22 protein-coding genes are annotated in these 24,708 nt (G+C 73.3%); 13 read left to right on the top strand and 9 right to left on the bottom strand.

Features of this window, described 5'->3' with window-relative positions; genetic code table 11:
• Window positions 1-48: 48 nt before the first annotated feature.
• Together ACFYU9_RS24940 and ACFYU9_RS24935 are read left to right on the top strand one after the other, a co-directional pair.
• The gene (locus ACFYU9_RS24940; protein ID WP_389211911.1) at window positions 49-438 is read left to right on the top strand and encodes a BlaI/MecI/CopY family transcriptional regulator; all 390 of its coding nucleotides are present in this window, start codon (window positions 49-51) and stop codon (window positions 436-438) included.
• Between the two features lie 11 nt (window positions 439-449).
• Complete coding sequence (locus tag ACFYU9_RS24935) at window positions 450-1,379, top strand: M56 family metallopeptidase (protein WP_389211910.1); 930 nt, start codon at window positions 450-452, stop codon at window positions 1,377-1,379.
• Between the two features lie 197 nt (window positions 1,380-1,576).
• Here the strand turns inward: ACFYU9_RS24935 and ACFYU9_RS24930 are convergent, their stop codons facing one another.
• Window positions 1,577-3,148, bottom strand: a complete 1,572-nt coding sequence (locus ACFYU9_RS24930; protein WP_389346044.1) for a phospholipase — start codon at window positions 3,146-3,148, stop codon at window positions 1,577-1,579.
• A 259-nt stretch (window positions 3,149-3,407) separates the two neighbouring features.
• Between ACFYU9_RS24930 and ACFYU9_RS24925 the strand changes: the two genes are divergently transcribed.
• Window positions 3,408-4,682, top strand: a complete 1,275-nt coding sequence (locus ACFYU9_RS24925; protein WP_389346042.1) for a cytochrome P450 — start codon at window positions 3,408-3,410, stop codon at window positions 4,680-4,682.
• A gap of 248 nt (window positions 4,683-4,930) precedes the next feature.
• Window positions 4,931-5,515: a DUF6529 family protein gene (locus tag ACFYU9_RS24920; protein ID WP_389211904.1), complete on the top strand. Its 585-nt coding sequence runs from the start codon at window positions 4,931-4,933 to the stop codon at window positions 5,513-5,515.
• Window positions 5,516-5,602: 87 nt separating this feature from the next.
• On the opposite strand, the gene bla is transcribed toward ACFYU9_RS24920, so the two are convergent.
• Complete coding sequence (bla, locus tag ACFYU9_RS24915) at window positions 5,603-6,508, bottom strand: class A beta-lactamase (RefSeq protein WP_389346041.1); 906 nt, start codon at window positions 6,506-6,508, stop codon at window positions 5,603-5,605.
• A gap of 509 nt (window positions 6,509-7,017) precedes the next feature.
• On the opposite strand from bla, the gene ACFYU9_RS24910 reads away from it, so the two are divergent.
• The 6 genes from ACFYU9_RS24910 (at window position 7,018) to ACFYU9_RS24885 (ending at window position 15,357) form a co-directional block, all read left to right on the top strand.
• On the top strand, window positions 7,018-10,338 hold the full coding sequence (locus tag ACFYU9_RS24910; RefSeq protein WP_389346040.1) for a S8 family serine peptidase: 3,321 nt from the start codon (window positions 7,018-7,020) through the stop codon (window positions 10,336-10,338).
• Window positions 10,339-10,481: 143 nt separating this feature from the next.
• Window positions 10,482-11,153, top strand: a complete 672-nt coding sequence (locus tag ACFYU9_RS24905) for a HEAT repeat domain-containing protein (protein WP_389346039.1) — start codon at window positions 10,482-10,484, stop codon at window positions 11,151-11,153.
• Between the two features lie 3 nt (window positions 11,154-11,156).
• Entirely contained in the window at window positions 11,157-12,212 is a 1,056-nt protein-coding gene (locus ACFYU9_RS24900; RefSeq protein ID WP_389346038.1) for a HEAT repeat domain-containing protein, read from the top strand.
• Between the two features lie 386 nt (window positions 12,213-12,598).
• Window positions 12,599-14,002: a hypothetical protein gene (locus ACFYU9_RS24895; protein WP_389346037.1), complete on the top strand. Its 1,404-nt coding sequence runs from the start codon at window positions 12,599-12,601 to the stop codon at window positions 14,000-14,002.
• A 303-nt stretch (window positions 14,003-14,305) separates the two neighbouring features.
• Complete coding sequence (locus ACFYU9_RS24890; protein WP_389346036.1) at window positions 14,306-14,905, top strand: RNA polymerase sigma factor; 600 nt, start codon at window positions 14,306-14,308, stop codon at window positions 14,903-14,905.
• Window positions 14,906-14,946: 41 nt separating this feature from the next.
• Window positions 14,947-15,357, top strand: coding sequence for a hypothetical protein (locus tag ACFYU9_RS24885; protein WP_389346233.1), 411 nt, complete (start codon window positions 14,947-14,949; stop codon window positions 15,355-15,357).
• Window positions 15,358-15,426: 69 nt separating this feature from the next.
• On the opposite strand, the gene ACFYU9_RS24880 is transcribed toward ACFYU9_RS24885, so the two are convergent.
• A complete protein-coding gene (locus tag ACFYU9_RS24880) occupies window positions 15,427-15,624 on the bottom strand; it encodes a CsbD family protein (RefSeq protein ID WP_389211887.1) in 198 nt (65 codons plus the stop codon).
• A 119-nt stretch (window positions 15,625-15,743) separates the two neighbouring features.
• Window positions 15,744-16,400: a TetR/AcrR family transcriptional regulator gene (locus ACFYU9_RS24875; protein ID WP_389346034.1), complete on the bottom strand. Its 657-nt coding sequence runs from the start codon at window positions 16,398-16,400 to the stop codon at window positions 15,744-15,746.
• A gap of 141 nt (window positions 16,401-16,541) precedes the next feature.
• Here ACFYU9_RS24875 and ACFYU9_RS24870 point away from each other — a divergent pair, with 141 nt between their 5' ends.
• Window positions 16,542-17,570 carry a hypothetical protein gene (locus tag ACFYU9_RS24870; protein WP_389346033.1) on the top strand — a complete coding sequence of 343 codons (1,029 nt, stop codon included), beginning with the start codon at window positions 16,542-16,544 and terminating at the stop codon, window positions 17,568-17,570.
• A gap of 174 nt (window positions 17,571-17,744) precedes the next feature.
• On the opposite strand, the gene ACFYU9_RS24865 is transcribed toward ACFYU9_RS24870, so the two are convergent.
• Window positions 17,745-18,683, bottom strand: coding sequence for a sigma-70 family RNA polymerase sigma factor (locus ACFYU9_RS24865; protein ID WP_389346032.1), 939 nt, complete (start codon window positions 18,681-18,683; stop codon window positions 17,745-17,747).
• Window positions 18,684-18,693: 10 nt separating this feature from the next.
• Window positions 18,694-19,926, bottom strand: a complete 1,233-nt coding sequence (locus ACFYU9_RS24860; RefSeq protein ID WP_389346031.1) for an NAD(P)/FAD-dependent oxidoreductase — start codon at window positions 19,924-19,926, stop codon at window positions 18,694-18,696.
• A 460-nt stretch (window positions 19,927-20,386) separates the two neighbouring features.
• On the opposite strand from ACFYU9_RS24860, the gene ACFYU9_RS24855 reads away from it, so the two are divergent.
• The gene (locus tag ACFYU9_RS24855; RefSeq protein WP_389346030.1) at window positions 20,387-21,139 is read left to right on the top strand and encodes a dienelactone hydrolase family protein; all 753 of its coding nucleotides are present in this window, start codon (window positions 20,387-20,389) and stop codon (window positions 21,137-21,139) included.
• Window positions 21,140-21,227: 88 nt separating this feature from the next.
• On the opposite strand, the gene ACFYU9_RS24850 is transcribed toward ACFYU9_RS24855, so the two are convergent.
• Window positions 21,228-21,872 (bottom strand): dihydrofolate reductase family protein, encoded by a 645-nt coding sequence (locus ACFYU9_RS24850; protein ID WP_389346029.1) that lies wholly within the window; start codon window positions 21,870-21,872, stop codon window positions 21,228-21,230.
• A gap of 292 nt (window positions 21,873-22,164) precedes the next feature.
• Here ACFYU9_RS24850 and ACFYU9_RS24845 point away from each other — a divergent pair, with 292 nt between their 5' ends.
• Window positions 22,165-23,406 (top strand): calcium-binding protein, encoded by a 1,242-nt coding sequence (locus ACFYU9_RS24845; RefSeq protein ID WP_389211875.1) that lies wholly within the window; start codon window positions 22,165-22,167, stop codon window positions 23,404-23,406.
• Window positions 23,407-23,576: 170 nt separating this feature from the next.
• On the opposite strand, the gene ACFYU9_RS24840 is transcribed toward ACFYU9_RS24845, so the two are convergent.
• Both ACFYU9_RS24840 and ACFYU9_RS24835 read right to left on the bottom strand, forming a co-directional pair.
• Window positions 23,577-23,963 carry a VOC family protein gene (locus ACFYU9_RS24840; protein ID WP_389346028.1) on the bottom strand — a complete coding sequence of 129 codons (387 nt, stop codon included), beginning with the start codon at window positions 23,961-23,963 and terminating at the stop codon, window positions 23,577-23,579.
• Between the two features lie 247 nt (window positions 23,964-24,210).
• A complete protein-coding gene (locus ACFYU9_RS24835) occupies window positions 24,211-24,612 on the bottom strand; it encodes a VOC family protein (protein ID WP_389346027.1) in 402 nt (133 codons plus the stop codon).
• Window positions 24,613-24,708 lie beyond the last annotated feature (96 nt).

Below are 24,708 nucleotides of genomic sequence, written 5' to 3'. Positions count from 1 at the left end.
ACTACTTTTACGCGACTGTAGAAGATCGTCGGGAGAACGACAAACCCCATGGACGGCAACACGCGCCACCAGGCATCCAGACAGCCCAACGGCGCCCGCGAGACGCAGATCCTCGCCCTGCTCCAACAGGCCGGGGAGGCGCTGACGCCCGGCGAGGTGGTCGAGCGGCTCGGCGGCGAGCTCACGTACAGCACCGTCGTCACGATCCTGACGCGCATGCACGGCAAGGAGATGCTCCACCGCACTCCGCGCGGCCGGGCCTACGCCTACGCGCCCGTCACCGACGACGCCGGGTTCGCCGCGCGCCGGATGCGCTCGGTCCTCGAGGACCGGCCCGACCGCGCGGCCGTCCTGTCGCGTTTCGCCGACGAACTCTCCGACGCGGACGCCGACCTGCTGCGCCAGATGCTCGGCGACACCGGCGGCGGGCAGCGGTAGGACCCTTCGCCATGCACGTCGCCGTCTACCTGCCGCTGCTGCTCCCCCTGCTCGCCCCGCTCGGCGCCCGTCTGATCTCCGAGCGCTGCGATCCGCGGCTCGGCACCTGGCTGCTCACCGCGTCCGCGCTCGTCCTCGGTGCCGCGAGCACCCTCAGCCTGGGGCTGCTCGCCGTCACCGGCCTCGTCCGCCTCCCCTGGCTCGCGGCCCTGGGCCACTGGGCCCCGCTCACCGCGCGCGACGACCCCACCGCCCTGTCCGTCGCCCTGGCGGCGGGCCTGCTGCTCGGCGGGGCGACCCTGACGGCGGTGCGGTTCGTGGTCCGGCGCGTCCGCTCGCTCGCCGCCGCCGCGCTGGACGCGGCCTGCATGCCGGCCCGCGACGGCCTGGTCGTCATCGAGGACGAGACCCCCGACGCCTTCGCCCTGCCCGGACTGCCCGGCCGGGTCATCGTGTCGACCGGGATGCTGCACACCCTCGACGCCGACGAGCACCGCATCCTGCTGGCCCACGAGCGGGCCCATCTGAGCGCCCACCACTACGCCTTCGTCGCCACCGCCCAGCTCGGCGCGGCCGCCAACCCGCTGCTCCGCCCGCTCGCCCGGGCCGTCGCGTACACGATCGAACGCTGGGCCGACGAGAACGCCGCCGGCGTCACGGGCGACCGGCACAAGGTGGCCCGCGCGGTCGGCAAGGCCGCGCTCGCCGCGAAGCACCACGCGGGCCGCACCCCCGGCGGCGCCCTCGGCTTCCTCGGCCGGCGCACCCGTCACACCCCGGGCCCCGTCCCGCGCCGCGTCGCCGCTCTCCTCGCCCCGCCGCTGGGCCGCCACCCCGTCCTGACCGCGGCCACCGTCACCGTCCTCGCCGTCGCGACACTGGCCTCGGCCGAGGCCGCGCACGATCTGCACGAACTGCTGCGTTCGGTGAGGGCCTGGTAGGAACCCTGCCGCCGCGGGGGCCCGGGCGCTCCGGTGCCCCAGGCGCGCCCATGGCACACGCCGCCGATGACACACATACGTCCACATCGCACGTACGCCCATGCCGCACGTACGCCGATGACGCACATACGCCCATGCCGCAGGTACGCCGATGTCCCGGGCCGGCAACCGCGCCGGCCCGGGACATCGTTCGGGCGTCAGCCCTGGCAGATGCCGCGCGTGTAGTCGTACGTCGCGGTCGCCTGCGAGTACGTCCACTGCGGGGCGAGCAGCCCGTCCGCCAGCTGGCGTGCGGCGGCGGGGCTCTCGATCACGTAGCCGAAGTCCTGGAGCCAGGAGGGGTACAGGTTCTTCGAGCCGATGTAGAAGGCCGCGTCGTCGACCGCGACCAGCTTGTGGTGCTGGGCGTAGGGCTTGCCGTCGGCCCAGGTCGGCTTGTCGGAGGCGCGGAAGGTGGCCAGCTGCAGGTTCCGGCACATCGCGGCCTTCGCCTTCGGCTCGTCGCCGGTCAGGGCCTTGAGGCGGCCGCGCAGGGCGTCGCTCACCTCGGAGAGCGACTTGATCTGCGAGTAGCCGCCGCTGCCGATGGTGCCCCGGTTGGCCGGGTCGCTGACGACGATGCGCACCTTGACGCCGGCGGCGAGCTTCGCGGCGAGGATGTCGTAGAGCCGGACGTCGTAGCGGGGCAGCGGCGGGCAGGTCGCGTGCAGGTCCTGCTGGGAGATCTCGACGTGCTCGGTCGCACTGGCGACCAGGGCGCGCAGCGCGCTCTCCTCCGGGTTGACCGTGTCGTAGTCGCGGTCGGCGTTGGTGTAGTCGTGCACGCCGAATCCGCAGGTGGTGTCGGAGGCGGTCGGCAGAACGGGCCGGAAGGAGGAGGACGGGTCGCTCTGCCGGATCCCGACGCCGAGGCCGCCCACCGCGAGGGCGGGGACGTCACCTCCGCCGGCGGGGGCGGCGGGCCGCGGGAGGGTGGGCAGGCATCCGGCGCCGTTGGAGGAGGCGAACCAGACGGTGGCCCAGTTGCTCTTGTTGCGGCAGGTGAAGTCCCACAGGGTGTCGAGGTAGCGGCCGGCGGAGCCCGCCGCCGGGCCGGACAGCGCGAGGTCGACGTCGTTCACCGGGTGGGTGGTGTCGAGGTAGTCGTCCTTCCAGCTGTTGATGCCGCCCGTGATCACCGAATTCCCGTCCACCACCAGCAGCTTGGAGTGGTTCCAGGAGAAGCCGGTCCTCGACGTCGTCATCGAGGCCACGTTGAGGGTGATGTCGGCGGCCGCCGGACCGAGCCTGTTCACCAGCTCGTCGCGGTACGAGGACGGCTTCACGTTGGCGTGGTAGACCGGCGCGGCGCCGACGAGGACACGGACCTGAAGGTGGTTGCCCTTCTCCGCCGCCTCCTTCAGGCCGGCCACGATCGCGTCCTGGAAGCCGCCGTTGGGGAACGGGGCCAGCGTGGATATGTCCACGCTGGCGCGGGCGCCGGCGATGTCCTCGCGCACCTTCTCCAGCAGGCGCCGGGAGCCGGGGCGGTCGGCGCAGGCGGCGTCACCCCAGCAACCGGGGCTCTGGAGCAGCCAGTCGGCGGCGCCGGGTGCGGAGGCGCCGAGCCGGTTGCCCGCCGTGCGCTCCCAGACGGAGCCCTCGAGGCCCGGAGAGACCTGACGCAGGGTCTGCTCGACCGCGTCGAGGTGAGGGGTGGGGGCGTCGGCGAACGCCGGGGCGGCGGGCAGCACGAGGGCGGAGACGGAGAGGGCGAGTGGAAGGGCCATCGTGCGGATGGTGCGTGCCAATGTGGTTCCTTGCTTGGGGGGGGGTGGCTCGGGCCGGGTGCTCCGCGAACCGGGCCCCGACCTTGATCAACTCGCGTAAGTTACCAGCACGTAGCTCCCTGTTCACCCCGACCCGGGCCACTTTCGGCCGGTATCGCGCTCCGTTTCCGGTCCGGGACACCGGCGGCACGGACTTGTGCAACCGGCCTTCCGCACCGCACTGTTGGCCGGTATTCGTTCATACGGTCAGGAGTCCGACGTGTCCTCCCCCAGCCCCGCGCCCGCCCATGTCGTCGATCCCGCCGGCGGCTGCCCGCACGCCCTGAACGCCGCCCTGCGGGCCCGCGGCCCGGTGGCAGACGTCGTCCTGCCCGGCGGTGTGCCCGCGGCGGTCGTCCTCGGGCACGACGAACTCAAGGAGTTCCTCGCCCACCCCGACGTGGCCAAGGACGCCCGTCACTGCCCGGCCCTGCAGGACGGCACGATCCCCGCCGACTGGCCGCTGCGGGTCTTCGCCAACGCCCAGGGCATGCACACCGCCGACGGCGCCGACCACCGCCGGCTGCGCTCCCTCGTCGGCAACGCCTTCACCGCCCGCCAGGTGGAGCGGCTGCGGCCGCGCATCGAGGAGCTGACCGCCGGACTCCTCGACGATCTCGGCCGGGCCGCCGCCGAGGACCCGGACGGCGTCGCGGACCTGCGCACCCATGTCGCGCTCCCGCTCCCGATGAGCGTCATCTGCGAACTGCTCGGCGTGGACCCCGAGCACCGCGGCCGGCTGCACGAGCTGTCCAACACGGTGATCATCGCCACCGACACCACCCCGGCGCAGGTGATGGCGGCCGTACGCGAGCTCGTCGAGCTGCTCGGCACGATCGCGGCCACCCGCCGGGCCGCCCCGGGCGACGACCTGACCAGCGCGCTGATCGCCGCCCGCGAGGACGGCGGCGACCGGCTCAGCGAGGCCGAACTCATCGGCACGATGCGCCTGATGCTGGTCGCCGGCCACGAGACCACCCTCAACCTGATCAGCAACGCCGTACGGGCCCTGTGCACCCACCGGGACCAGCTGGCGCTGGTCCTGGAGGGCAAGGCCACGTGGTCGGACGTGGTGGACGAGACACTGCGCTGGGACAGCCCGGTCAGCTGGTTCCCGTTCCGCTACCCCACCCGCGACCTCGCCCTCGGCGGCACCGTGATCCCGCGGGGCACCCCTGTCCTCGCCGGCTACACCGCCGCCGGGCGCGACGAGACGTTCCACGGCCCGGACGCCGACCGCTTCGACGTGACGCGGCCCGGCGCGGCCCGGCACCTCTCCTTCGGCCAGGGCGCGCACTACTGCGTGGGCGCCCCGCTCGCCCGGCTGGAGGCGACGATCGCCCTGGAGCGGCTCTTCACCCGCTTCCCCCACCTCGACCTCGCCGTCCCCGAGTCCGAACTGCCCCGCCAGCGCAGCTTCATCGGCAACAGCGTCGAGGCGCTCCCCGTACGCCCCGGCGCCGCCGTACCGCCGGTGCCGCCGGCCGGGCACTGAGGCACACCTCCTCCGGCGCGGCCGTGCGGTCGGGGGTCGCCGCCGCCATCTCGGTGAATCACGGGCGGCCCCGGGCGCCGCGGGACCGCCGCACGACCACGATCGGGGAGTATGCGTCCATCGGCCCCCGGACATCGGGCCGCACGCAGGTCCGCACACGGCGCGGACCTGCGCCGGGGTGTTTCCGCCCGGCCGTGACGAGGCCGGCCCGAGCCGGCCGGTGGCGACCGAACGAACAGGCGATCGATGTGACGACGAAGACCGGTCACCGCGGCCGCCGCCCGAACTCTCCCGCGCGGGCCGCCGCCCTCGCGCTCGGCGCCGTGCTGCCCGTGGCGGTGGCGGTGGCGATCTGGGTGACCGGCCGGCACCACACCCCGCAGTACACGGCGGGCCTCTTCGGTGCTCACGGCGCCGACGCGGTGATGCTCAAGGCCCGTCTGGGCTCTGCCCTGTTCGGTCTCGCGATCGTCCAGCTGCTGCTGGCCCTGTGGATGTACGGACGGCTGCCCGGCGTCACCGCCGCGACCCGCGGTGTCCGCATCGCGCACCGCGCGGTCGGGTGGGCGGCCTTCCTGCTGTCGGTGCCCATCGCCTTCCACTGCGTCCGCGCCTACGGCGTGGAGACCTCCAGCGCCCGGACCCTCCTGCACTCGGTCGCCGGCTGCGCGCTGTACGGAGCCTTCGTCGCCAAGGTGCTGGTGGTGCGCAGCCGCCATCTGCCCGGCTGGCTGCTCCCGGCCGCCGGAAGCGCCCTGTTCTGTGCCATCGGGGTGCTGTGGTACTCGGCCGCGCTGTGGGCTCTCAACGGATTCGCCGTTCCCGGCCTGTAGCGGGAGCGGGGACGACGGGACGGGCACGGTGGCGGCCCGGGCGGCTCCGCGCCGCGCGGGCGCAGCCGTTACGCCGAGGCGGAGCCGCTACGCCAGGGCGGCGACCACGGCCCGGGCGGCTTCGGCGATCAGGCGGTCGTCGGGCACGGCGCCCCTGGCCGCCCGGCTGGAGAGGACGGCGATGACGACCGGCGGGCGGTGGGGCGGCCAGGCGAGGGCGATGTCGTTGCGGGTGCCGTAGTCGGCGGTGCCGGTCTTGTCCCCGACCCGCCAGCCGGCGGGGACGCCGGCGCGGACGAGGCGGTCGCCCGTGGTGTTGCGCCGGAGCCAGTCGACGAGCAGCGCCCGGCCCTCGGCGTCGAGGGCGTCGCCGAGGGCGTAGGTCCGCAGGGCGGTGGCGAGCGCGCGGGGCGTGCTCGTGTCGCGGAGGTCCCCGGGTGCGGCTTCGTTGAGCGCGGTCTCGTAGCGCTCGGCCCGGGTGATGTCGTCGCCCAGAGCGGCCAGCCGGGCCTGGAAGCCCCGGGGGCCGCCGAGTTCGCGGAACAGCAGGTTGCCGGCGGTGTTGTCGCTCCGGCGCACGGCCGCGTCGCACAGCGCGCGCAGCGTCATGCCCGAGTCGACGTACCGCTCGGTGACGGGCGAGTGGGCGACGAGGTCGTCGCGGGTGTAGCGGACGACGCGACCGAGTCCTGCGGGCGTGTTCTTCCGCACCACCGCCGCCGCGGCGAGCGCCTTGTAGGTGGAGGCGTAGGCGAATCGCTCGTCCGCGCGGTGCGCGACGACGCGCCCGTCGCCGGTGTCGAGCGCGTACACGCCGAGCCGGGCGTCGAACTCCCGCTCCAGCCGGGCGAAGACGTCGTCGGCTGCCGCGGACGACCGAGGCGCGGCGGGCGTCCGTGGCGCGGGGCGGGCCTGTTCGGTGGCGCAGCCGAGGAGCGGGGCGAGCGCGGCGGTGGACAGTGCGGCCAGCGAGGCGCGACGCGTCAGGGCCATGTGGACATCCTGTTCACATAGTTTTGCTGATTTGCGCTTCTTTTCTACCTTTTCCGTCCGTCCCGAGGCTATCGGAGCGGTTCGCTCCGGGTGCGGATACGGCCAATAGGAAGGACACCTTCCGAACGCGCGGGCGCCATTCCGCGCACAGCTTGCGGGGCCTGCCCCGGAGCGCGCTCCGAGGGCGCGGCCGGGCGCCGCTGTCGCACAAGGATCGTCCGGCCGTCACACGTTGGTCACACCCTCATCGACGCCCCATCAAACTCGCGGCCCGCAGCGTGGCCGGAAACCCTCCGGTTCAACTCCTTTCCGCGGCGGCCGCGTTGATCACGTCTCTTGGCACCTCACATACTGCGCTGACCAGCGACGGCGAGCGCCCTGACGCTCCCGGCTGGATTCGACACTCGACCTCATCCCAAGCTCCTGGGGGAGACTTGCGCGCACAATCAGTGAAGAGGGCACGCGCCTTCACCATCGCAGCGGCCACATCCGTGGCGTTGCTGGCAGGCATGACCGGCCCCGCGACGGCGGTCGCCGCACAGCGGGCGGCCGCACCGGGCGTTCCGCGCCTCGGCGGGGACGAACGGATCCCGCTCATCACGGGCGACCGCGTCCTGGTGAACGCCAAGGGCCGGATGGTGGGCTTCGAGTCCGCCCCGGGCCGTGAGCACATACCCGTACAGGTGCAGCGCACCGGGAACCACACGCTGGTGGTGCCCGCCGACGCGCAGCGCCTGATCGCCGCGGGCCGGCTGGACCAGCGGCTCTTCGACCTCGGCGTGCTGATCGATCCGCGGCTGCGCAAGAGCCAGCGCGACGGGCTCAAGCTGATCGTGCAGTACGAAGGCGGTGCCGCGGCCGCCGCTCGCGCCGAGGTGCGCGCGGCCGACGGCACCGACGTACGGCGCACGTTCCCGACCCTCGACGCCGACGCCATCCGTACGTCCCCGGACGATGTGGCCCGGGTGTGGGACGCGCTGACCGCAGGACCGCGGACCGGCGCGCGCGCCACCGCCTCCGCCGCCTCCACCACCGCCGGCATCGGCAAGGTGTGGCTGGACGGCGTGCGCGGAGCGCGCCTGGACGGCAGTGTGCGGCAGATCGGCGCCGACCGGGCCTGGGCGTCCGGGTACGACGGCACGGGCGTCAAGATCGCCGTCCTCGACACCGGCGTCGACAAGACCCACGACGACCTGAAGACCCAGGTCGTCGGCGAGAAGAACTTCTCCTCGTCGCCCGACGCCGTGGACCGCGTCGGGCACGGCACGCACGTCGCGTCGATCGCCGCCGGCACGGGCGCACGGTCCGGCGGCCGGTTCAAGGGCGTCGCGCCCGGCGCCAAGGTGATCAGCGGCAAGGTGCTCGACGACGAGGGCTACGGGGACGACTCCGCCGTCCTCGCCGGCATGGAGTGGGCCGCCGCCGAAGGCGCGGACGTGGTCAACCTCAGCCTCGGCAGCCCCGACAGCCCCGGCGTCGACCCGCTGGAGGCCGCGATCGACCGGATGTCCGCCGAGAAGGGGATCCTGTTCGCCGTCGCCGCGGGCAACGAGGGCGAGTCCGGACCGTCGTCGGTGGGTTCGCCGGGCGCGGCCGACGCGGCGCTGACCGTCGGCGCCGTCGACAAGGACGACCGGCTCGCTCCGTTCTCCAGCACCGGCCCGCGCGCGGGTGACGGTGCCGTCAAGCCGGACCTGACGGCACCGGGCGTCGCCATCACCGCGGCCGCGGCCGCCGGCAGCGCGATCGACACCAGCCCCGGCACACCGCATCCCGCCCCCGGATACCTGCAGCTCGACGGCACCTCGATGGCGACGCCGCACGTCGCGGGCGCGGCCGCGATCCTGAAGCAGCGGCACCCCGACTGGAAGTCCGCCGAGCTCAAGGGCGCGCTGGTCGCCTCCACCACGGGCGGGAACCTCACCGCGTTCCAGCAGGGTTCGGGCCGCGTCCAGGTCGACCGGGCGCTGTCCCAGAGCGTGATCGCCGAGCCCGTCTCGCTGAACTTCGGCACGGCGCTGTGGCCCCACGCCGACGACCGGCCCCTCACCAAGAAGATCGCCTACCGCAACCTCGGGACCGACGACGTCACCCTCGACCTGTCGGTGTCCACTGTGGACCCGGCGGGCAAGGCGGCCCCGGCCGGCTTCTTCTCGCTCGGCGCGTCGAAGATCACCGTGCCCGCCGGCGGCACGGCCGAGGTCGACCTCGTCGCCGACACCAGGATCGGCGACGCCGACGGCACGTACTCGGGTTACGTGACCGCCACCGGAGCGGGCCAGTCGGTGCGTACGGCCGCGGTGGCGGTACGGGAGGCCGAGTCCTACGACCTCACGCTCCGCGCCGTCGGCCGCGACGGCGCCGACGCCGTGAACTTCTCCAGCACCCTGGTCGGCGTCTCCGGTCCCGCGGCGGGCTTCCAGGCCCGCGTCGACAACGAGCCGGGCAGCCACACGATCCGCGTGCCCAAGGGCACGTACACCTTCAACACGGCCGTCTACCAGGACCCGTCGGACTACACCAAGGGCACCGACTGGATCGCCCAGCCCAGGCTGGACGTCACCGCCGACACCTCCGTCACCGCCGACGCGCGCACCACGAAGCCGGTGGACCTGACCGTTCCCGGCATCGACCGCGCGGACTACGCCGGCACGTACTACGAGCTCGCGACCGGCATCGGCCGCGTCGGCAACGGCTGGGTCCTGCGGGGCTTCACCGGCTTCCGCACCGCCCACCTGGGCCCGGCCGTCACCGACGGCTCGATGCTCCAGACCTGGGACGCGCACTTCCTCAAGGACGCCACCAGCCAGTACGCGGTGGCCTTCGGCGGTCCGGCGAGCACGGTCGCGACCGGCTACACCCGGCACGTGAAGGCGAGCGAGCTGGCGACGGTCCAGGTCGGACTCGGTGCCTCCGCCGCCGGAAAGTCCGCTTTCGTCTCGCCGTTCGCGCACCTGCCGGGCGCGCCCGAGGGCAACGGGTTCACCGCACCGCAGGCGGCACCGGGCACCCGCACCTTCTACGTCTCCACCGCCGACGGCGTCACCTGGGCCACCCGGTTCACGCAGGCCGGCCCGCCCGACCAGTGGGGCTACCCGGCCTTCGAGGGAGCGTACGAGACGGCTCAGCCGAAGCGTTACGAGGCCGGCCTGACGTACCGGGAGACGTTCAACACGGGTGTCTTCGGGCCCCTGCTGGGCGCGGGCACGGGCGTCTTCCGCACCGCTCCCGACCCGGCGACGGGCGAGCAGCGGATCGTCGGAGCGCTGCCGCTGTTCGCCGACGGCAAGGGGCACCCGGGCCTCACCCCGTACGGTTCGGCCACGACGACGCTGTACCGCGACGGCGTCAAGGTCGGTGAGAACGACGACCCGCTGACCGGCTCGAAGCCCTTCACGGTCGGCGGCGGGGACGCCCAGTACCGGCTGACGACCTCCGTGGAGCGCCCGGCGAGCCTCGCCGCCGTCTCCACCCGGATCGACGCGAGCTTCACGTTCCGCTCGCAAGCGGTCACGGCCGCGACGGCGCTGCCGGTGTCGACGGTCCGCTTCGCCGCCCCCGTCGACCTCGCCTCCCGGGCCCCGGCGGGCGCGACGGTGCTCGTCCCGGTGACCGTGCAGGGCGCGGCGGCCGGCAAGAACCTCGCGTCGCTGACCGTCTCGGTGAGCTACGACGACGGCGCGACCTGGCAGGCCGTGCCGGTCCTGAGCGGCCGGATCGCCGTGCGGAACCCCGCGAAGGACGCCGGCATCTCGCTCGCCGCCAAGGTCACGGACCTGCAGGGCAACACGTCGACGGTGACGATCCGCAACGCGTGGCTCGGCAAGTGACGACGCCTCGCTGAGGGCATCCTGCCCGGCTGACGGAATACCGCCCGTCGGCGTCACCGCCTTCCGTGGTGACGCCGGCGGGCAGCCGCGCTTGACCTTGACACCGTGACAAGCACTTCACTGCGTGCCAAGGAGGTGGTCCCATGACGATCACGACATCAGAGGAAACCGCGGCGCGCGCACTCCGGGCGCTGGCGGACGGCAGTTCATCCGTGCGGCTGCGGGCCGCCCTGGCGGTCGGCACCACGCCCGACCCGCGCTTCGTCGACGCGCTCGTCGAGCGCAGCGCGGTCGAGCCCGAGTTCTTCGTCCGCGACATGCTGACCTGGGCCCTCACCCGCCACCCGGCGTCCCTCACCCTCCCCCGGCTGCTCGACGCGGTCCGCTCGCCGCGCGCACAGGCCCGCAGCCAGGCCCTGCACACCCTGTCCAAGATCGGTGACCGGCGGGCGTGGCCGGCCGTCACCCGGGAGCTGCTGACCGACGCCGACGACGACGTGGCGCGCAGCGCCTGGCGGGCCGCTGTCCTCCTCGTACCGGAAGGCGAGGAGTCCGCCCTTGCCGTGGTCCTCTCGACCCAGCTCGGGCGCGGGGCGCGGGAGACGCAGCTGAGTCTCAGCCGTGCGCTGGTCGCGCTGGGCGAGGCGATGGTGCCGTCCGTACGCGCCGCGGCGGCGGGCCCCGACCCTCTCGTTCGCGCACACGCGCTCGCCACCGAACTCCTGCTGCGTGACCCGGACACGGGGTTCGAGTTCGCGATCGAGCAGGCGAAGCGCGTCGTGGCTCTCGGCCCCGCCGGCGAGGCGGGACAATAGGGCGTGTTGATCGGCGAGGTGGCGCAGCGGTCCGGGGTCAGTGCCCGCATGCTCAGGCATTACGAGAAGCTCGGCTTGGTGCGGCCTTCGGGCCGCACGGGGTCGGGCTACCGGGAGTACTCCGGGGAGGACGTCCGGCGGATCTTCCACATCGAGAGCCTGCGGTCGCTGGGGCTGTCGCTGCGCGAGATCGGGCTCGCGCTCGACGACCCCGGCTTCACGCCCTCGGCGCTCGTCGCCGACCTCATCCGCCAGACGCGCGAACGCATCGCCGCGGAGACCGAGTTGCTCACGCGGCTGAGCCGGATCGACGCAGCGGAGCCCACCGACTGGACGGACGTCCTGAAGGTCGTCGCGCTGCTGCACGCACTGGCGTCCCCGAACGCCGACACCCGCCAGCGCGCCGCCCTGACCGCGGCGACACCGGCGGCTCCGGCCGACGAGACGCCGGTGCCGGTCGAGGCACTGGTGGACGCCGTGCTGGGCGAGCCCGATCCGAACGTCGCCGGGGCCCTGCGGTGGGCGCTGGCGCGGTCCGGCGACGACAGCGCACCGGGGCTGCTCGCGCAGGGCCTCGGTTCGCCCGACGCCGGCGTGCGCAAGCGCGCCGTCCAGACCCTCGCCGAACTGCCGGGCGAGCGGGCCGGCCGTCAGCTCCGGGACGCTCTCGGCCATACGGACGGCGTCGTCCGCCGGTACGCGGCGCTGGCCCTGGGGGCTCGCGGAGTCGCCGACGCGATCCCGACGCTCGTCGACGTGATCGTGGAGGGGAGCACGGACACCGACGCGGCCGACGCGTTGAGCACGCTGGCGAGCGACACCGCGAGCGACACCCCGGCCGCGGACCGGATCGCGGACCGGATCGCGGCCGGGCTCGTCGACCGCCTCGCCCGTCCCGGCACGACGGCGGCCGCACGCGGACGGCTCACGCAGGCTCTCGCCGGCATCCCGGGGCCGACCGCGTCGCGCGCGCTGGCGGAGCTGTCGCGGGACGAGGACCGTGCCGTCGCGCTGACCGCGACGTATCTGCTGCACCTGCGCGAGCGCGACGGGCGGTGACTCGGCGCGCGGTGACGCGGCGCGTGCCGAACTCACATACGTCAACCTGACGTTCTGCGGTTCACCTGTCCGGTGGCGCGCGCTCGCCAGGCGGCGGTGCCATCCGGTCAGCACGCGCGGTGCCGGCGGGGGCGATGTGCCCGGAGTGAGGGAAGGGGCGCCCCGGAGGACGCGGGAGCCCGCGGCGGGGCTGTGACCTGGGGTGCCGGCCCGCGCAAACCCACCGGACCGAGGTGGCCGGGAGCCCTTCGGCGCGGCTGTACGCGAGCCCCTGGCAGGCGGTGAGCTACGGAGCGTTCCCGGCTCCGCCGTGACGTGGCGCCCGCTCGGCGGGTGTCGCGGCCGGCGGGGCCTTGGTGCACCGCCGACAGACTGGAGACGTCAGCATGAGCACACCTCCCTCCGCCCCGCTGCGGGTCGCGCTCGTCAACGGAAGCTTCGAGCAACCGGCCGTCGCCGACATGGCGTTCCTGCCCGACGCGTCCCAGACGCAGGCCCCGCAGCACGTCCCCGGCTGGCTGACCACCGCCACGGACCACATGATCGAATTATGGCACTCCGGGTTCAACGGCGTGCCCTCGGCCGACGGCGAGCAGTTCGCCGAGCTCAACGCCAACCAGGTCTCCACGCTCTACCAGGACCTGCCGACCACCCCGGGGACCAAGCTGTACTGGCGGCTCTACCACCGCGGCCGGCTGGGGCAGGACACCATGGCCCTGGACATCGGCGCGCCGGGGGGCGTGACCGAGCAGCGCCAGTTCACGGACGGCAACACGGCGTGGGGCTACTACACGGGCACCTACACCGTGCCGGCCGGGCAGACCACCACCCGCTTCGCCTTCCGCTCCGTCTCGGCCGCCGGCGGCAACCAGGGGATCGGCAACTTCCTCGACGGGGTCTTCTTCGGCACCGCGCCGCACGTGGTGCTCACCAAGACGGCGATCCCGGTCGGCCCGCTGGACGTCGGTGACGTCGTCACGTACCGGATCAACGCCAGGAACGAGGGCGGTGGCGCCGCCGAACGGCTCACGCTCACCGACGTGCTGCCCGCCGGCACGACGTACGTACCCGGTTCGCTGCGCGTGATCGACGGTCCGAACGCCGGCCCGAAGACCGACCGGGCCGGCGATGACCAGGGCTTCTACGACGCCGACGCCCGCGCGGTCGTCTTCCGGCTGGGCACCGACGCCTCCGCCACGCAGGGCGGAAGCCTGGTCAACACCGCGTCCCTGCCGGGCGGCACGACCGTCGAGTACCGGGTCGTGCTGGGTCTGCAGACGGCCGGGACGCGCGTCACCAACACGGCGACCGCCGCGTACGAGAACCGGCTCGGCCCCACCCCCGAGCCGCTCACGGCCACCTCCGACGAGGCCGTCACCGAGGTCCGCCCGGCCGCCGACCTCGACGTGGCGAAGGCGGCCGACGCCACCACCGTGACCGTCGGACAGACCGTGACCTACCGCGTGACCGTCCACAACGCCGGCCCCAGCCCGGCGACCGGAGTCACCGTCACCGACCGGCTCCCGGACGGCCTCGTGTTCCTCTCCGCCGAATCCGCCCGCGGCACGTACGACCCCGCGAGCGGCCAGTGGGCGGTCGGCGACCTGGCCGTCGGCGCCCGCGCGACCCTCACCCTGCGGGCGAAGGCGACCAGGACCGGCCGGATCACCAACACCGCCTCGGTCACCGCCGTCGAGAAGGACCCCGACCCGTCCGACAACACCGACTCGGTGACCGTCTGCGTCGAACCGGCACCGGCCTGCTGCGACCCCTGCGTGCCCCGGTCCTAGGGCCCGGGCACCGCTCGGACGGAGAGGGTCCCCACGCCGCGGCGTGGGGACCCTCTCCTCCGTGGTGAATCCTTTCCGGGCCCGGCCGACTCCTATGTGCGTACCGGCCGAACGGGCCGGCGGAACCGGAAGGGAACACCCATGATGATCACCGGCCTCGTGGTAATCGGAGTGCTGCTCGTGGGCGCGTGCAGCTGGCATCTGACGCGGCGCTACAAGAGCCGGAGCTGACCATGGCCGGCGCCGGTGCCCGCGCCACGGGCACGTTTCCGAGAACGAGCGACGAGTAGTGATGAGAAGCGCATGAACGAACGCATCCGCTGGCCGGACGAACGGCTGATCAAGGCAGCACAGGACGGCGACGTCAGCTCGCTCACGACCGTCGTCATGAGATCGCAGCCCCATGTGCGCAAGTTCGCCCTGTCGCTGTGCGCCTCACCGCAGGACGCGGAGGACGCGGCCCAGGAAGCCCTGATCATCCTCTACCGGAAGATCGGCACCTTGCGGGCCAGCGGCGCGCTCGCCTCATGGATGTTCCGGATCGTGCGCAACGAATGCCTGCGGCACGTACGGCTGTTGGTCGCGCGGCGCGAGGACGCACCGTACGCGCCGGAGGCACCAGAGGTGTCCACACAGCCGTCCGCCGAGGAATCGGTGCTGCACCGGCTGGAGGCGGAGCGCATCGCGGCCGCGGTCAGCGCGCTGCCGCGCGAGCAGCGGCAGGTCCTGATCATGCGCGACGTCCAGGGCCTGCCAGGCAAGACCGTCGCCCATGCGCTCGGTCTGAGCACGCCCGCCATGAAGTCGCGGCTGCACCGGGCACGTGCGGCACTGCGTCAGGCGCTGGAGACGACGGCCGATGAAGCCATCGACCAGCCCGTCGGAGGAGAGGTCCAACCGTGAAAACCATGAAAACCGTGAACACGACGAGCACGACGACCACGATGAACACCGCGAACACCGCGAACACCGCGAGGGTCCGGGGCGCGAAGGGCCCCGGCGCGGACTTCGCCAGCAGGTCCGTTCCGCGCCACCTGGCGCGCGGCGCCATCGGCTTCGGTCTGATCATCGGCTCGATCGCCCTGATTCCCGTCGCCGGACCGGCCACCCTGCTGGCCGCCCCGCTGTCCCTGATCGCCTTCCGCGGCTGCCCCACCTGCTGGATGGTCGGCCTGGCGCAGACCATCTCCCGCGGCCGCCTGGAACGCCAGTGCGTGGACGGCGTCTGCACCCTCACCAAGGCACACCCGGCGGCGAGGGAGGCCGGGGGCGAACCGCCGGCCGATGTCACGGTCCCGGTGGCCGACACGAAGGTGCCGATCGCCGACGTCAAGGTCCCGGTCGCCTCCCGGTGACCGGGCCACGGCCCGCCGCGCGGACCGCCGGCCCTTCGGGGTGCGACGGATGCGGCGCGGCGGGCCGGGCTACCGCCGGTGGTCGTGCCGCTTGAGGGAGTCGACGATGCCCGCGGCGCGATCGCGGACGTTCTCCGCGGCCTCGCGCACCTTCGCCTTCGCCTGGTCGGTTCTGCCCTCGGCCTGGAGTCGTTCGTTGCTGGTGAGCTTGCCGACGGCTTCCTTTATCTTGCCTCTGACCTTGCCCATGGCGGCGTTGTGGCCCATGGCGTCGATCCCCTTCGTCGCCGGATCGGGTACGCGTCCACGCTAGGAGGACTCGGGGGTTTTCGCCTGTCGGTCCACCGCGGCGCGGGGGCCGCGTCCGGGCTAGGGCCGGACAGGCCCTACGGCCGGGTGCGGCGCTCGGCGGCGTCGAAGGCGGGGGCCAGCGGGGCCAGTGCCGCGCGGAGCCGGTCGGACAGTGAGCCGGTGGGCACGACCAGTCCTCCGGCGCCCGGGCTTCCGGCTTCGTCCGAGGTCCCGGCCGGCCTGAGCCAGCCTTCCAGCGCGATGCGGACCGCCGCGGCCGCGCTTGCCGCGAGCACGCGGGCCGTGTGCGGCCCGGCGTCGCCCAGGCGTTCGGCGATCACCGGGGCGAGCGGGGCCTCGATGTCGGCGCTGGTGTCGAGGAACGCGTCGCGCAGCGCGGCGTGGGTGGTGATCAGCAGCAGCGCCCTCTGTTCGCGCTCGCCGGTGTGCGTGTACTGCTCGACGACCGCGTCGGTGACGGCATCGGCCAGCCGCGCGCCCGCGGGCCCGGCCGCGACCGCCGCCGCGATCCGCGCCTCCCGGTCCTCGGTGACGGCGCTGACGATCGCCTGCTCACGGCTGGCGAAGTAGTTGTTGTACGTACGCGGGGAGACCCCGGCGGCCTCGGCGATGTCCTCGACGCGCACCTGGTCGGGCCCGCGCTCCACGGCCAGACGCAGGGCCGCCTCACGCAGTGCCACGCGCGTGGCCTGCTTCTTCCGCTCACGCAGTCCGGTCGGTGGTGTCGTCACGGGGACAGCGTGGCATGCAGGGGTGCGCGCCCGCAAACTTACGTACACGCAAACTTGCGTGCACGCACTTTTCCTGCCAGTCTCAGCCCGGTCGAGAGCAAACCGAGAGCAAGACCCGAGACCGACGGAGGGGACATCGCCATGCGAGCCAGAGGAATGACCTACGACACCGGATTCGTCATGCACGGCCGGACATCCCGCGAGCACTTCGACACCGCGGTGGTCCGGCGCGAGCTCACCGTCATCCGCGACGACCTGCATTGCAACGCGGTCCAGATCATCGGCGGCGACCCGGACCGACTGGAGCTGGCCGCCCGTGCCGCCGCGGAGCTCGGCCTGGAGGTCTGGTTCTCGCCGTATCCGCTGGAACTCGATCCGGAGCAGATCCTCGCGCTCTTCAAGGACTGCGCCGAGCGTGCGGAACGGCTCCGGCGGCAGGGAGCCGAGGTCGTGTTCGTCACGGGCGTCGAGCTGAGCGTGATGAGCCGCGGGTTCCTGCCCGGAGGGAGCCCCGAGGAGCGGGTCGAGGAGCTCATGGGCCGGCCCGAGCGGCGGGCCGACGCGATGCGCGAGCTCGGCGTGCGCCTCAACGCGTTCCTGCGCGATGCCGCGGCCGCGGTCCGTGAGTGCTTCGGGGGCAGGCTCACCTACTCGTCCATCCAGTTCGAACAGGTCGACTGGACGCCCTTCGACATCGCGACGTTCGAGCTGATCCGCTCCGCCGAGGTCGCCGACCGCTTCCGGGAGGCGGTGCGCACCCTGGCCCAGGGCCCGAAGCCGCTCGCCATCACCGGCTTCGGTACCGCGGCCTACCGCGGCGCGGGCGACCGCGGCGGGCGCGTGCTCGAAGTCGTCGAGTACGACCCGGAGACCAAGGCCCCCGTGCGACTGGACGGCGTGTACGAGCGGGACGAGGCCGGCCAGGCCGCGTATCTGAGCGAGCTGCTGGAGATCTTCGAGACCGAGGGCGTGGACAGCGCGTTCGTGTTCCTGTTCTCCCTTCCCGGCTACCCGCACCGCCCGGACGGCGACCCCAGGGACGACCTGGACCGGGCCGGCCTGGGCATCGTCAAACTCCTCGAAGGGCGCCGGGGCCTGACGTACCCGGACATGGACTGGGAGCCCAAGGAGGCCTTCGCGGCGGTGGCGCAGCGGTACCGCAGGAGCTGACGAGTCCCGCGCTCGGTGACCACGGCCCGGGACATCCACCGCGGCGCCGTGCGCGTCAGTCCGGTGCCGGGCGGACGCGTGCGCGGCCGCCAGGTCCCGGGCGGACGCCGTACGCGGCCTTCCGGTCCCGGGCGGACGCCGTGCTGCCGTCCCTTCCCGGGCCCGCGGAGCGCGTCACCAGGCTTCGACGACCGGCTCGCCGTACGCGTGCCGCCGCCACGCCTCGTTGACGCGCGCGAGCCGGTCCGCGGCCGCGATGCCGCGCAGGTACGCGATCCTGCCGTCGCTGATCTCGAACGCCGCGACGCCCACGACCCGTTCGCCGACGACGACGAGGGCGGCGGGAGCGCCGTTGACCTGCGCGATGTGGATCGCGAGGGAACCGCCGGCCATCCGGCGCTTCGCCGGGGAGGGCTTGAAGCCGGCCCGTACGAAGGAGGCGACGCGCTCGGGCGTGTCGTACCGCAGCAGCCGCCTGGTCAGTCCGGCGCCGTCGGAGACCGCGGTCACGTCGTCGGTGAGCAGCTCCACCAGTCGTTCGGTGCGCCCCGACGTGGCGGCGGCGAGGAACTCCTCGACGATGCGGCGCGCGGACGCGGGGTCCACCTCGTGGCCGCCGCGCCGCTCGGCGGCGACGCGGCGGCGGGCCCGGTGGACGTGCTGCTGGCTGGCGGACTCGCTGATGTCGAGGATCCCGGCGATCTCGGCGTGGGGGTAGGAGAACGCCTCGCGCAGGACGTAGGCGGCCCGCTCGACGGGCGACAGGCGTTCCATGAGGGTCAGTACGGCCAGGGACACCGACTCGCGCTGCTCGAAGGTGGCGGCGGGTCCGAGCATCGGGTCGCCTTCGAGGAGGGGTTCGGGCAGCAGGACGCCGGCCGCGCGTTCGTGGCGGGCCTGTGCCGAGCGGAGCCGGTCGAGGCAGAGGTTGGTGACGACCTTGGTCAGCCACGCCTCCGGCACCTCGACGTGCTCGCGGTCGGCGGCCTGCCAGCGCAGGAACGTGTCCTGTACGGCGTCCTCGGCGTCGGCCGCCGAGCCGAGCAGACGGTACGCCAGCGAGGCCAGCCGGCCCCGGCTGGCCTCGAAGCGGTCGAGGGCTGCGCTGTCCATGCGGGGCAGCCTATGCGGCGGCCCTCACGCCGGCCCGCCGGGGCGCGGCGGCGAGGCGGCGCCTGCGCGTGGGCATGCCGAACGTCGGGTGGTCGACGCTCCATCCGGAGCCCTTGAGCACGCCCGACTTGAGCAGCGCGGCGGTCCGGCCACCCACGTACCAGGGCTTCGACACGACGTTCTCGTCGACCATCTGGAAGATCGCGTCCCGCCGTCCGAGGCTGATGTGGTTGCCGTAGTACCTCAGGCCGGTCATCGGGACCTCGCCGCCGGTCAGGCGCGCGATGATCGCCGCGGTCGCCTGCATGTTGGTGAAGCCGGCCGAGGCGCAGGACATCGGCAGCGGCCGGCCGTTCTCGCCGATCGCGTAGGCGGCGTCACCGGCGGCGTAGACCTCGGGGTGCGATACCGAGCGCATGGTGCGGTCGACGACGATCTGGCCGGTGTCGGCGACCTCCAGGCCGGCGGCGGCCGCGAGCGGGTGCACGGCGAACCCGGCCGACCACACGGTCACGTCGGCGGGGAGGGACCTGCCGCCCGCGGCGACCGCCCGGGCCGGCTCGACGGCTTCGACACCGGTGTGCTCGTGGACGGTGACGCCGAGCCGGTCGAACGTCCGCCGCAGGTGACGGCGGGCCTTCGGCGAGAGCCAGGCGCCCAGCTCGCCGCGGGCGGCGAGCGCGACCGAGAGGTCGGGCCGCGACTCGGCGAACTCGGCGGCCGTCTCGATACCGGTCAGCCCCTCGCCGACGACCAGCACGGTGCCGCCCGGGCCGAGCCCCGCGAGGCGCTCGCGCAGGCGCAGCGCCGAGGACCGGCCGGTCACGTCGTAGGCGTACTCGGCCACGCCGGGTACGCCGTGGTCGGCCACGGAGCTGCCGAGCGCGTACAGCAGCGTGTCGTAAGCGAGCTCGCCGTCGCCTCGCCCCTCGCCGTCCCGGTACCCGCTGCCGTGCCCGCCGCCGTCCTCGCCGGTCACGGTGACGGTGCGGCGCCCGGGGTCGATGCCCGTAACGCGTGCCAGCCGCAGCCGCACCCCGGTGCCGGCGAACACGTCGGCCAGCGTGCGGGACGCGAGGTCCTGGCCGATCGCGAGCTGGTGGAGCCGCATCCGCTCGACGAAGACGGGCGCGGCGTTGACGACGGTGATCTCCGTGTCGGCGGGAGAAAGCCGGCGGGCCAGGTTCCCGGCGGCGAAGGCGCCGGCGTATCCGGCACCGAGTACGACGATGCGGTGCTTCATGGCGTTGCTCCTGTCTCGTTCGCGTGCCCCTTGAACGGGACAGCGCGTCGTTTGCTGACAGAGGGAAGGTGTGACCTGGGTCACCAGCGCTGGTCGAGCGGCTGCGCCTCCCGTTCACCCTCGCTTCGCCCTCTTCTTCACCCTCGGTACGCCTCACACGGCAGCGGGCAGGCCTCACGGGGGACGTCGGAGTCCGAGGCACTGGCCGGGATCATGCGCACGGATCGCGCCATCGACCGGGCGCGGCTGGCGTCGTCCTTGATCTCCGAATTAGGTTGTGAGCATGACTACCGGGACGGCGTCGCGCCACACACGGATCGGTGACCCGGTGCTCTTCTGAGCTTCGTACGGGCCCTTGCGGGCCCCACGCCCTTCGATCGAGGTTCCCGTGCCGTCGCCCGGGCTCCGCCTCCGTCGTGATTGATCACAGGCTCGACCATCAACCACGACAGGAGCATTCATGCGCACCAAGACGCTGCGGATTCCCACCCCGGACGGCCACGCCGACGCCTTCGCCGCCGTCCCCGACCACGGCGAACGGCATCCGGGCGTGCTGATGTACCCGGACGCCTTCGGCATCCGGCCCGCGCTGGAGGAGATGGCCCGCGAACTGGCCGGACACGGCTATTACGTGCTCGTTCCCAACTTCTACTACCGGCACGGCCCCGCCCCGGTCATCGACCTTCCCGAGCGCATCGACGCGGGCAACCGGGACGCGGTCTTCGGCCGGCTGATGCCCTTGCTCACGGAGCAGATCACCACCGAGCGCGTCCTGCGCGACGCCGACGCCTACCTCACGTTCCTCGCCGCCCAGCCCGAGGTCGTCGCCGGCCCCGTCGCCGTGACCGGCTACTGCATCGGCACGCTCCTGGCGCTCCGTACCGCGGCCGCCCACCCCGACAAGGTGGCCGCCGTCGCCGGATTCCACCCCGGCTTCGTGGTCACGGACGCGCCCGACAGCCCGCACCGACTCGTGCCCCGGCTCGCCGCCGAGGTCCATCTCGGTCTCGCCGAAGGCGACATGACGCCCGAGATCATCAGTGAGCTGTTCCAGGCCCTGGACGCCGCGGGGGCCGGCGACACCTGCGAGATCTACCCCGGCACCGTCCACGGCTTCACGATGTCCGACACCGACGCCTTCAGCGCCTCGGGCCTGGAGCGCCACTGGGACCGTCTGCTCGCACTCCTGAACCGCACCCTGCCCGGCGGCTGAGGCTCCGGCCCGGGAACCGCACCCGACGCCGGCCCGGTGGGAGGGCGGGCCCCAGGCCCGCCCTCCCGCGGCACGGCCCCGAGAACGGTCACCTGCGCCAGAAGAGGTGGTGCGCCACGCCGCTGGGGCTGGGTACGACCTCCAGGTGGAAGCGGTCGAGCAGTTCGTCGGGCGAGTCCCACAGCCGCAGCCCCGACCCGAACGTCTCCGGCAGGACCGCCACGTGCATCGTGTCGACGAGGTCGGCGTCGAGGAACTGCCGGATGGTGCTGACTCCGCCGCCGAGCCGCACGTCCTTGCCCTGCGCCGCCTCCCGAGCCTGCTGAAGGACCGTGGCCGGGTCGCCGTCGACGAAGTGGAACGTCGTGTCGGACAGCGTGAACGACGGCCGCGCGTGATGGGTCATCACGAACACCGGCGTCCGGAACGGGGGCTCCTCGCCCCACCAGCCGCGCCACTCATGGTCCTGCCACGGCCCGCGCTGCGGACCGAACTTGTTGCGGCCCATGATCTCCGCACCGATGTTGCGCGCGAAATCCCGCGTGAAGTAGTCGTCCAGACCCCGACTGCCCCCACCATCGGTGCGCAACGGCCAGCTCGCCGTGGCCCCCGCCCACGCGAACATCTTCCCCGGGTCGGCGCTGCCGAACGGCCGCTCCAGGCTCTGCTCCTCCCCGGCGCCGACACCGTCGCTGGAAACGGTGAAGTTCATGACTCTCAACAGCTGAACCATCTGGTCCTCCCACAGTGCACGACGGACGACGGAGACGAGACCGCCCCGGCCGGAAGAGCTCATCGCCGCGCACGTCGCGGGGCGGAAATCCGGGCCGTCCCTCATCCAACCCGTGACGCCGAGCGGCTTCGGGCCGCGACGCGCGCGGCCGCCGACCCATCGGGTGAAATTACTTTCCGTATATCCAGGGACCCGTCCACCCGTGGCAGACATGACGCAACGTGATCCCTACGCGGCGATCCCCTTGCCCCATGTCCCATGCCCCATGTCCCCTGCCACGGGAAGGAACCCCATGCTCCGGAGAGCGCCCCTCCGCCCCTCCGCCCGACGCCGCACCATCGGCCTCCTCTCCGCCCCGGCACTCGTCGCCGCGGCACTCACCGTCACCGCCGGCGGTCCCGCCGCCGCGGCGCCCACCTGTTTCGAGTCCGCCCCCACGGTCACCGGCACCATCGGCACCCCGGGCGACGACGTCATCATCGGCACGCCCGGCGACGACGTCATCGACGGCAAGGGCGGCAACGACAAGATCTGCGCCCTCGGAGGCAACGACTACATCCACGGCGGGGACGGCGACGACCTGATCACCGGCGGCACCGGCGACGACAGGATCTTCGGCGACGCCGGCGACGACAGCATGGGCGGCGACGAGCGCGCGTACACCGGTGACGTCACCACCCCCACCGGGCGGGACGCCATCGACGGCGGGGCCGGGAACGACTTCCTGCTCGGCGACAACTCGGCGGTGCAGGGCATGGCGAGCGGCGCCTCGCCCGACGTCCTCGTGGGCGGGGCCGGCGACGACGTCCTGTACGGCGACAACTCCGCCGACCACGCCTTCGGCGCGGCCCCGGACCGCATCATCGGCGGCGACGGCGAGGACGTCCTGATCGGGGACTCGCTCGGCTACTACGGGGCGTCGGGCGCCGCCGACGACGTCCTCCTCGAAGGCTCCGGCACGCTCGGCGACGTCACCGGGGACAGCTTCGCCCCCTTCGGCAACGCGACCGGGGCCGGCGGCGACGACCTGATCGACCTGGGGACGGACGGCGCGTTCGGCGCCGTCGGCGACCACACGTCCGGCGGCACCGCGGTCGGCTCCGGCAACGACCGGATCACCGGCGGCAGCACGGGCGAGATCGTCCTCATCGGCGACAGCACCCTCGTCGACCCCACCGGCGCCACGGCCGGCAACGACCAGATCGACGGGCGCGGCGGCGACGACCGCATCTTCGGCGACAACTCGGACTGGAGCCAGAGCCTCGGCACCGCGGGCGGCCGGGACGGCCTGCGCGGCGGCGACGGCAACGACTTCCTGCGCGGCGGCCCCGCCGACGACACCCTCGACGGCCAGGCGGGCATCGACGACTGCGACGGCGAGGGCGGCACGAACATCGTGGTCAACTGCGAGCCCCAGAAGACCGCGAGGAAGGTCGGAAGGGCCGCAAAGTCCGGCAAGCTCCGCCTCGGGCGGACGCAGCGGCCGCTGTACGACAGCCTGCCGGGACTCAACGGCCGGACCCGTCTGTTCTGACGCGCTCGGCGGGCCTGGCCGGGCAGTCGGCCGCACGGGCTGGGGGGAACGGCCCGGTCAGCCGTACGGTCGGAAGGAACGGCCCGGTCGGCCGTACGGCCGACGGGCCGGCCCAGGGCCGACCGGGTCCCGACCGGGTCCCGACCGGGTCCCGACCGGACGGGGCGTCGTCAGGACTCGCTCGCCGTCGCCCGGTCGGACTCGCTGCGCAGCACGCAGAATTCGTTGCCCTCGGGGTCGGCGAGGACCGCCCAGCCGGAGCCGTCGGGGTTCCGGTGATCGCCGACGAACGTGGCACCGAGACCCAGCAGCCGTTCCACTTCCTCGTCGCGCGAGGTCTCCGGACGCAGGCACAGATGGAGCCGGTTCTTGACCGTCTTGGCCTCGGGCACCTGGTTGAAGTACAGCACCGGGCCCTCCGCCAGCATCACCTGGACCTCGGCGTCACCCGGCCGGCCCTCCGGGTGCAGGGGACGACCGGTCACGCCGCTCCAGAACCGGGCCAGCCCATAGGCGTCCGTGCAGTCGATCGCCACGTTCTGCAGTACCGAGACCATGCCCACGAACCTTCCTGAACTCCACGCCACGCCACTCGCCACCGAGTTGCGCTCCATCCTCGCACCTGCCAGGCGCGCAGCCGCAGGCGAGAGCTCGCGGCCGTCGAAGCGCACCGCGGCGGGCGCGTATCGGCGGACCGGGTCGGCGCCGCCGCCCTCGCGCGGCCCCGGAGATCGACCCGCCGAGGGCGCATGGCCCGTGCGGCCGGGGCCGGACGGGCGCCGGCCCCACCGGGTGCACGAGGGGTCAGCCGTCGTCGCGGCCCGCGCGGGTGCGCTGGCGCAGCGAGATGCGGTTGCCGTCCGGATCCGCCGTCTCTGTGCGGATGCCGAACCCGTACTCCTCCGGCCCCGCCTCGTCGAAGACCACCCCGCGCTCGCGGAACACCTTGAAGTCGGCCCGCAGGTCGTCCGACTCGAGGATGACCGGACCCGGCGCGCCGCCCGGCTCGACCGGCTGCCCGGCGGCCGGGGCGTGCGCCCACAGGAGGATCTCGACGGGACTGCCGGGGACGCCCACGGTGAGGAACCGCCCGCCGGGGTTGGGGAAGTCGATGCGCTTCTCCAGACCGAGCTGGTCCGTGTAGAAGGCGAGGGCGCGGTCCTGGTCGGTGACGTAGAGCGTCACGTACATGAGGTTGGTCAGCATGGTGTCGTCCATTCGCTAGCGTGCGCTGCTTCACCTCACTGACGGACCTCGGCGGCAAGACGTAACGGAGTGACGACGAGGGTGAGTCGAGGTGGG

Source organism: Streptomyces sp. NPDC004327, assembly GCF_042873935.1.
Classification (GTDB): Bacteria; Actinomycetota; Actinomycetes; order Streptomycetales; family Streptomycetaceae; genus Streptomyces.
This window is presented reverse-complemented; position numbering and strand designations above follow the sequence as displayed.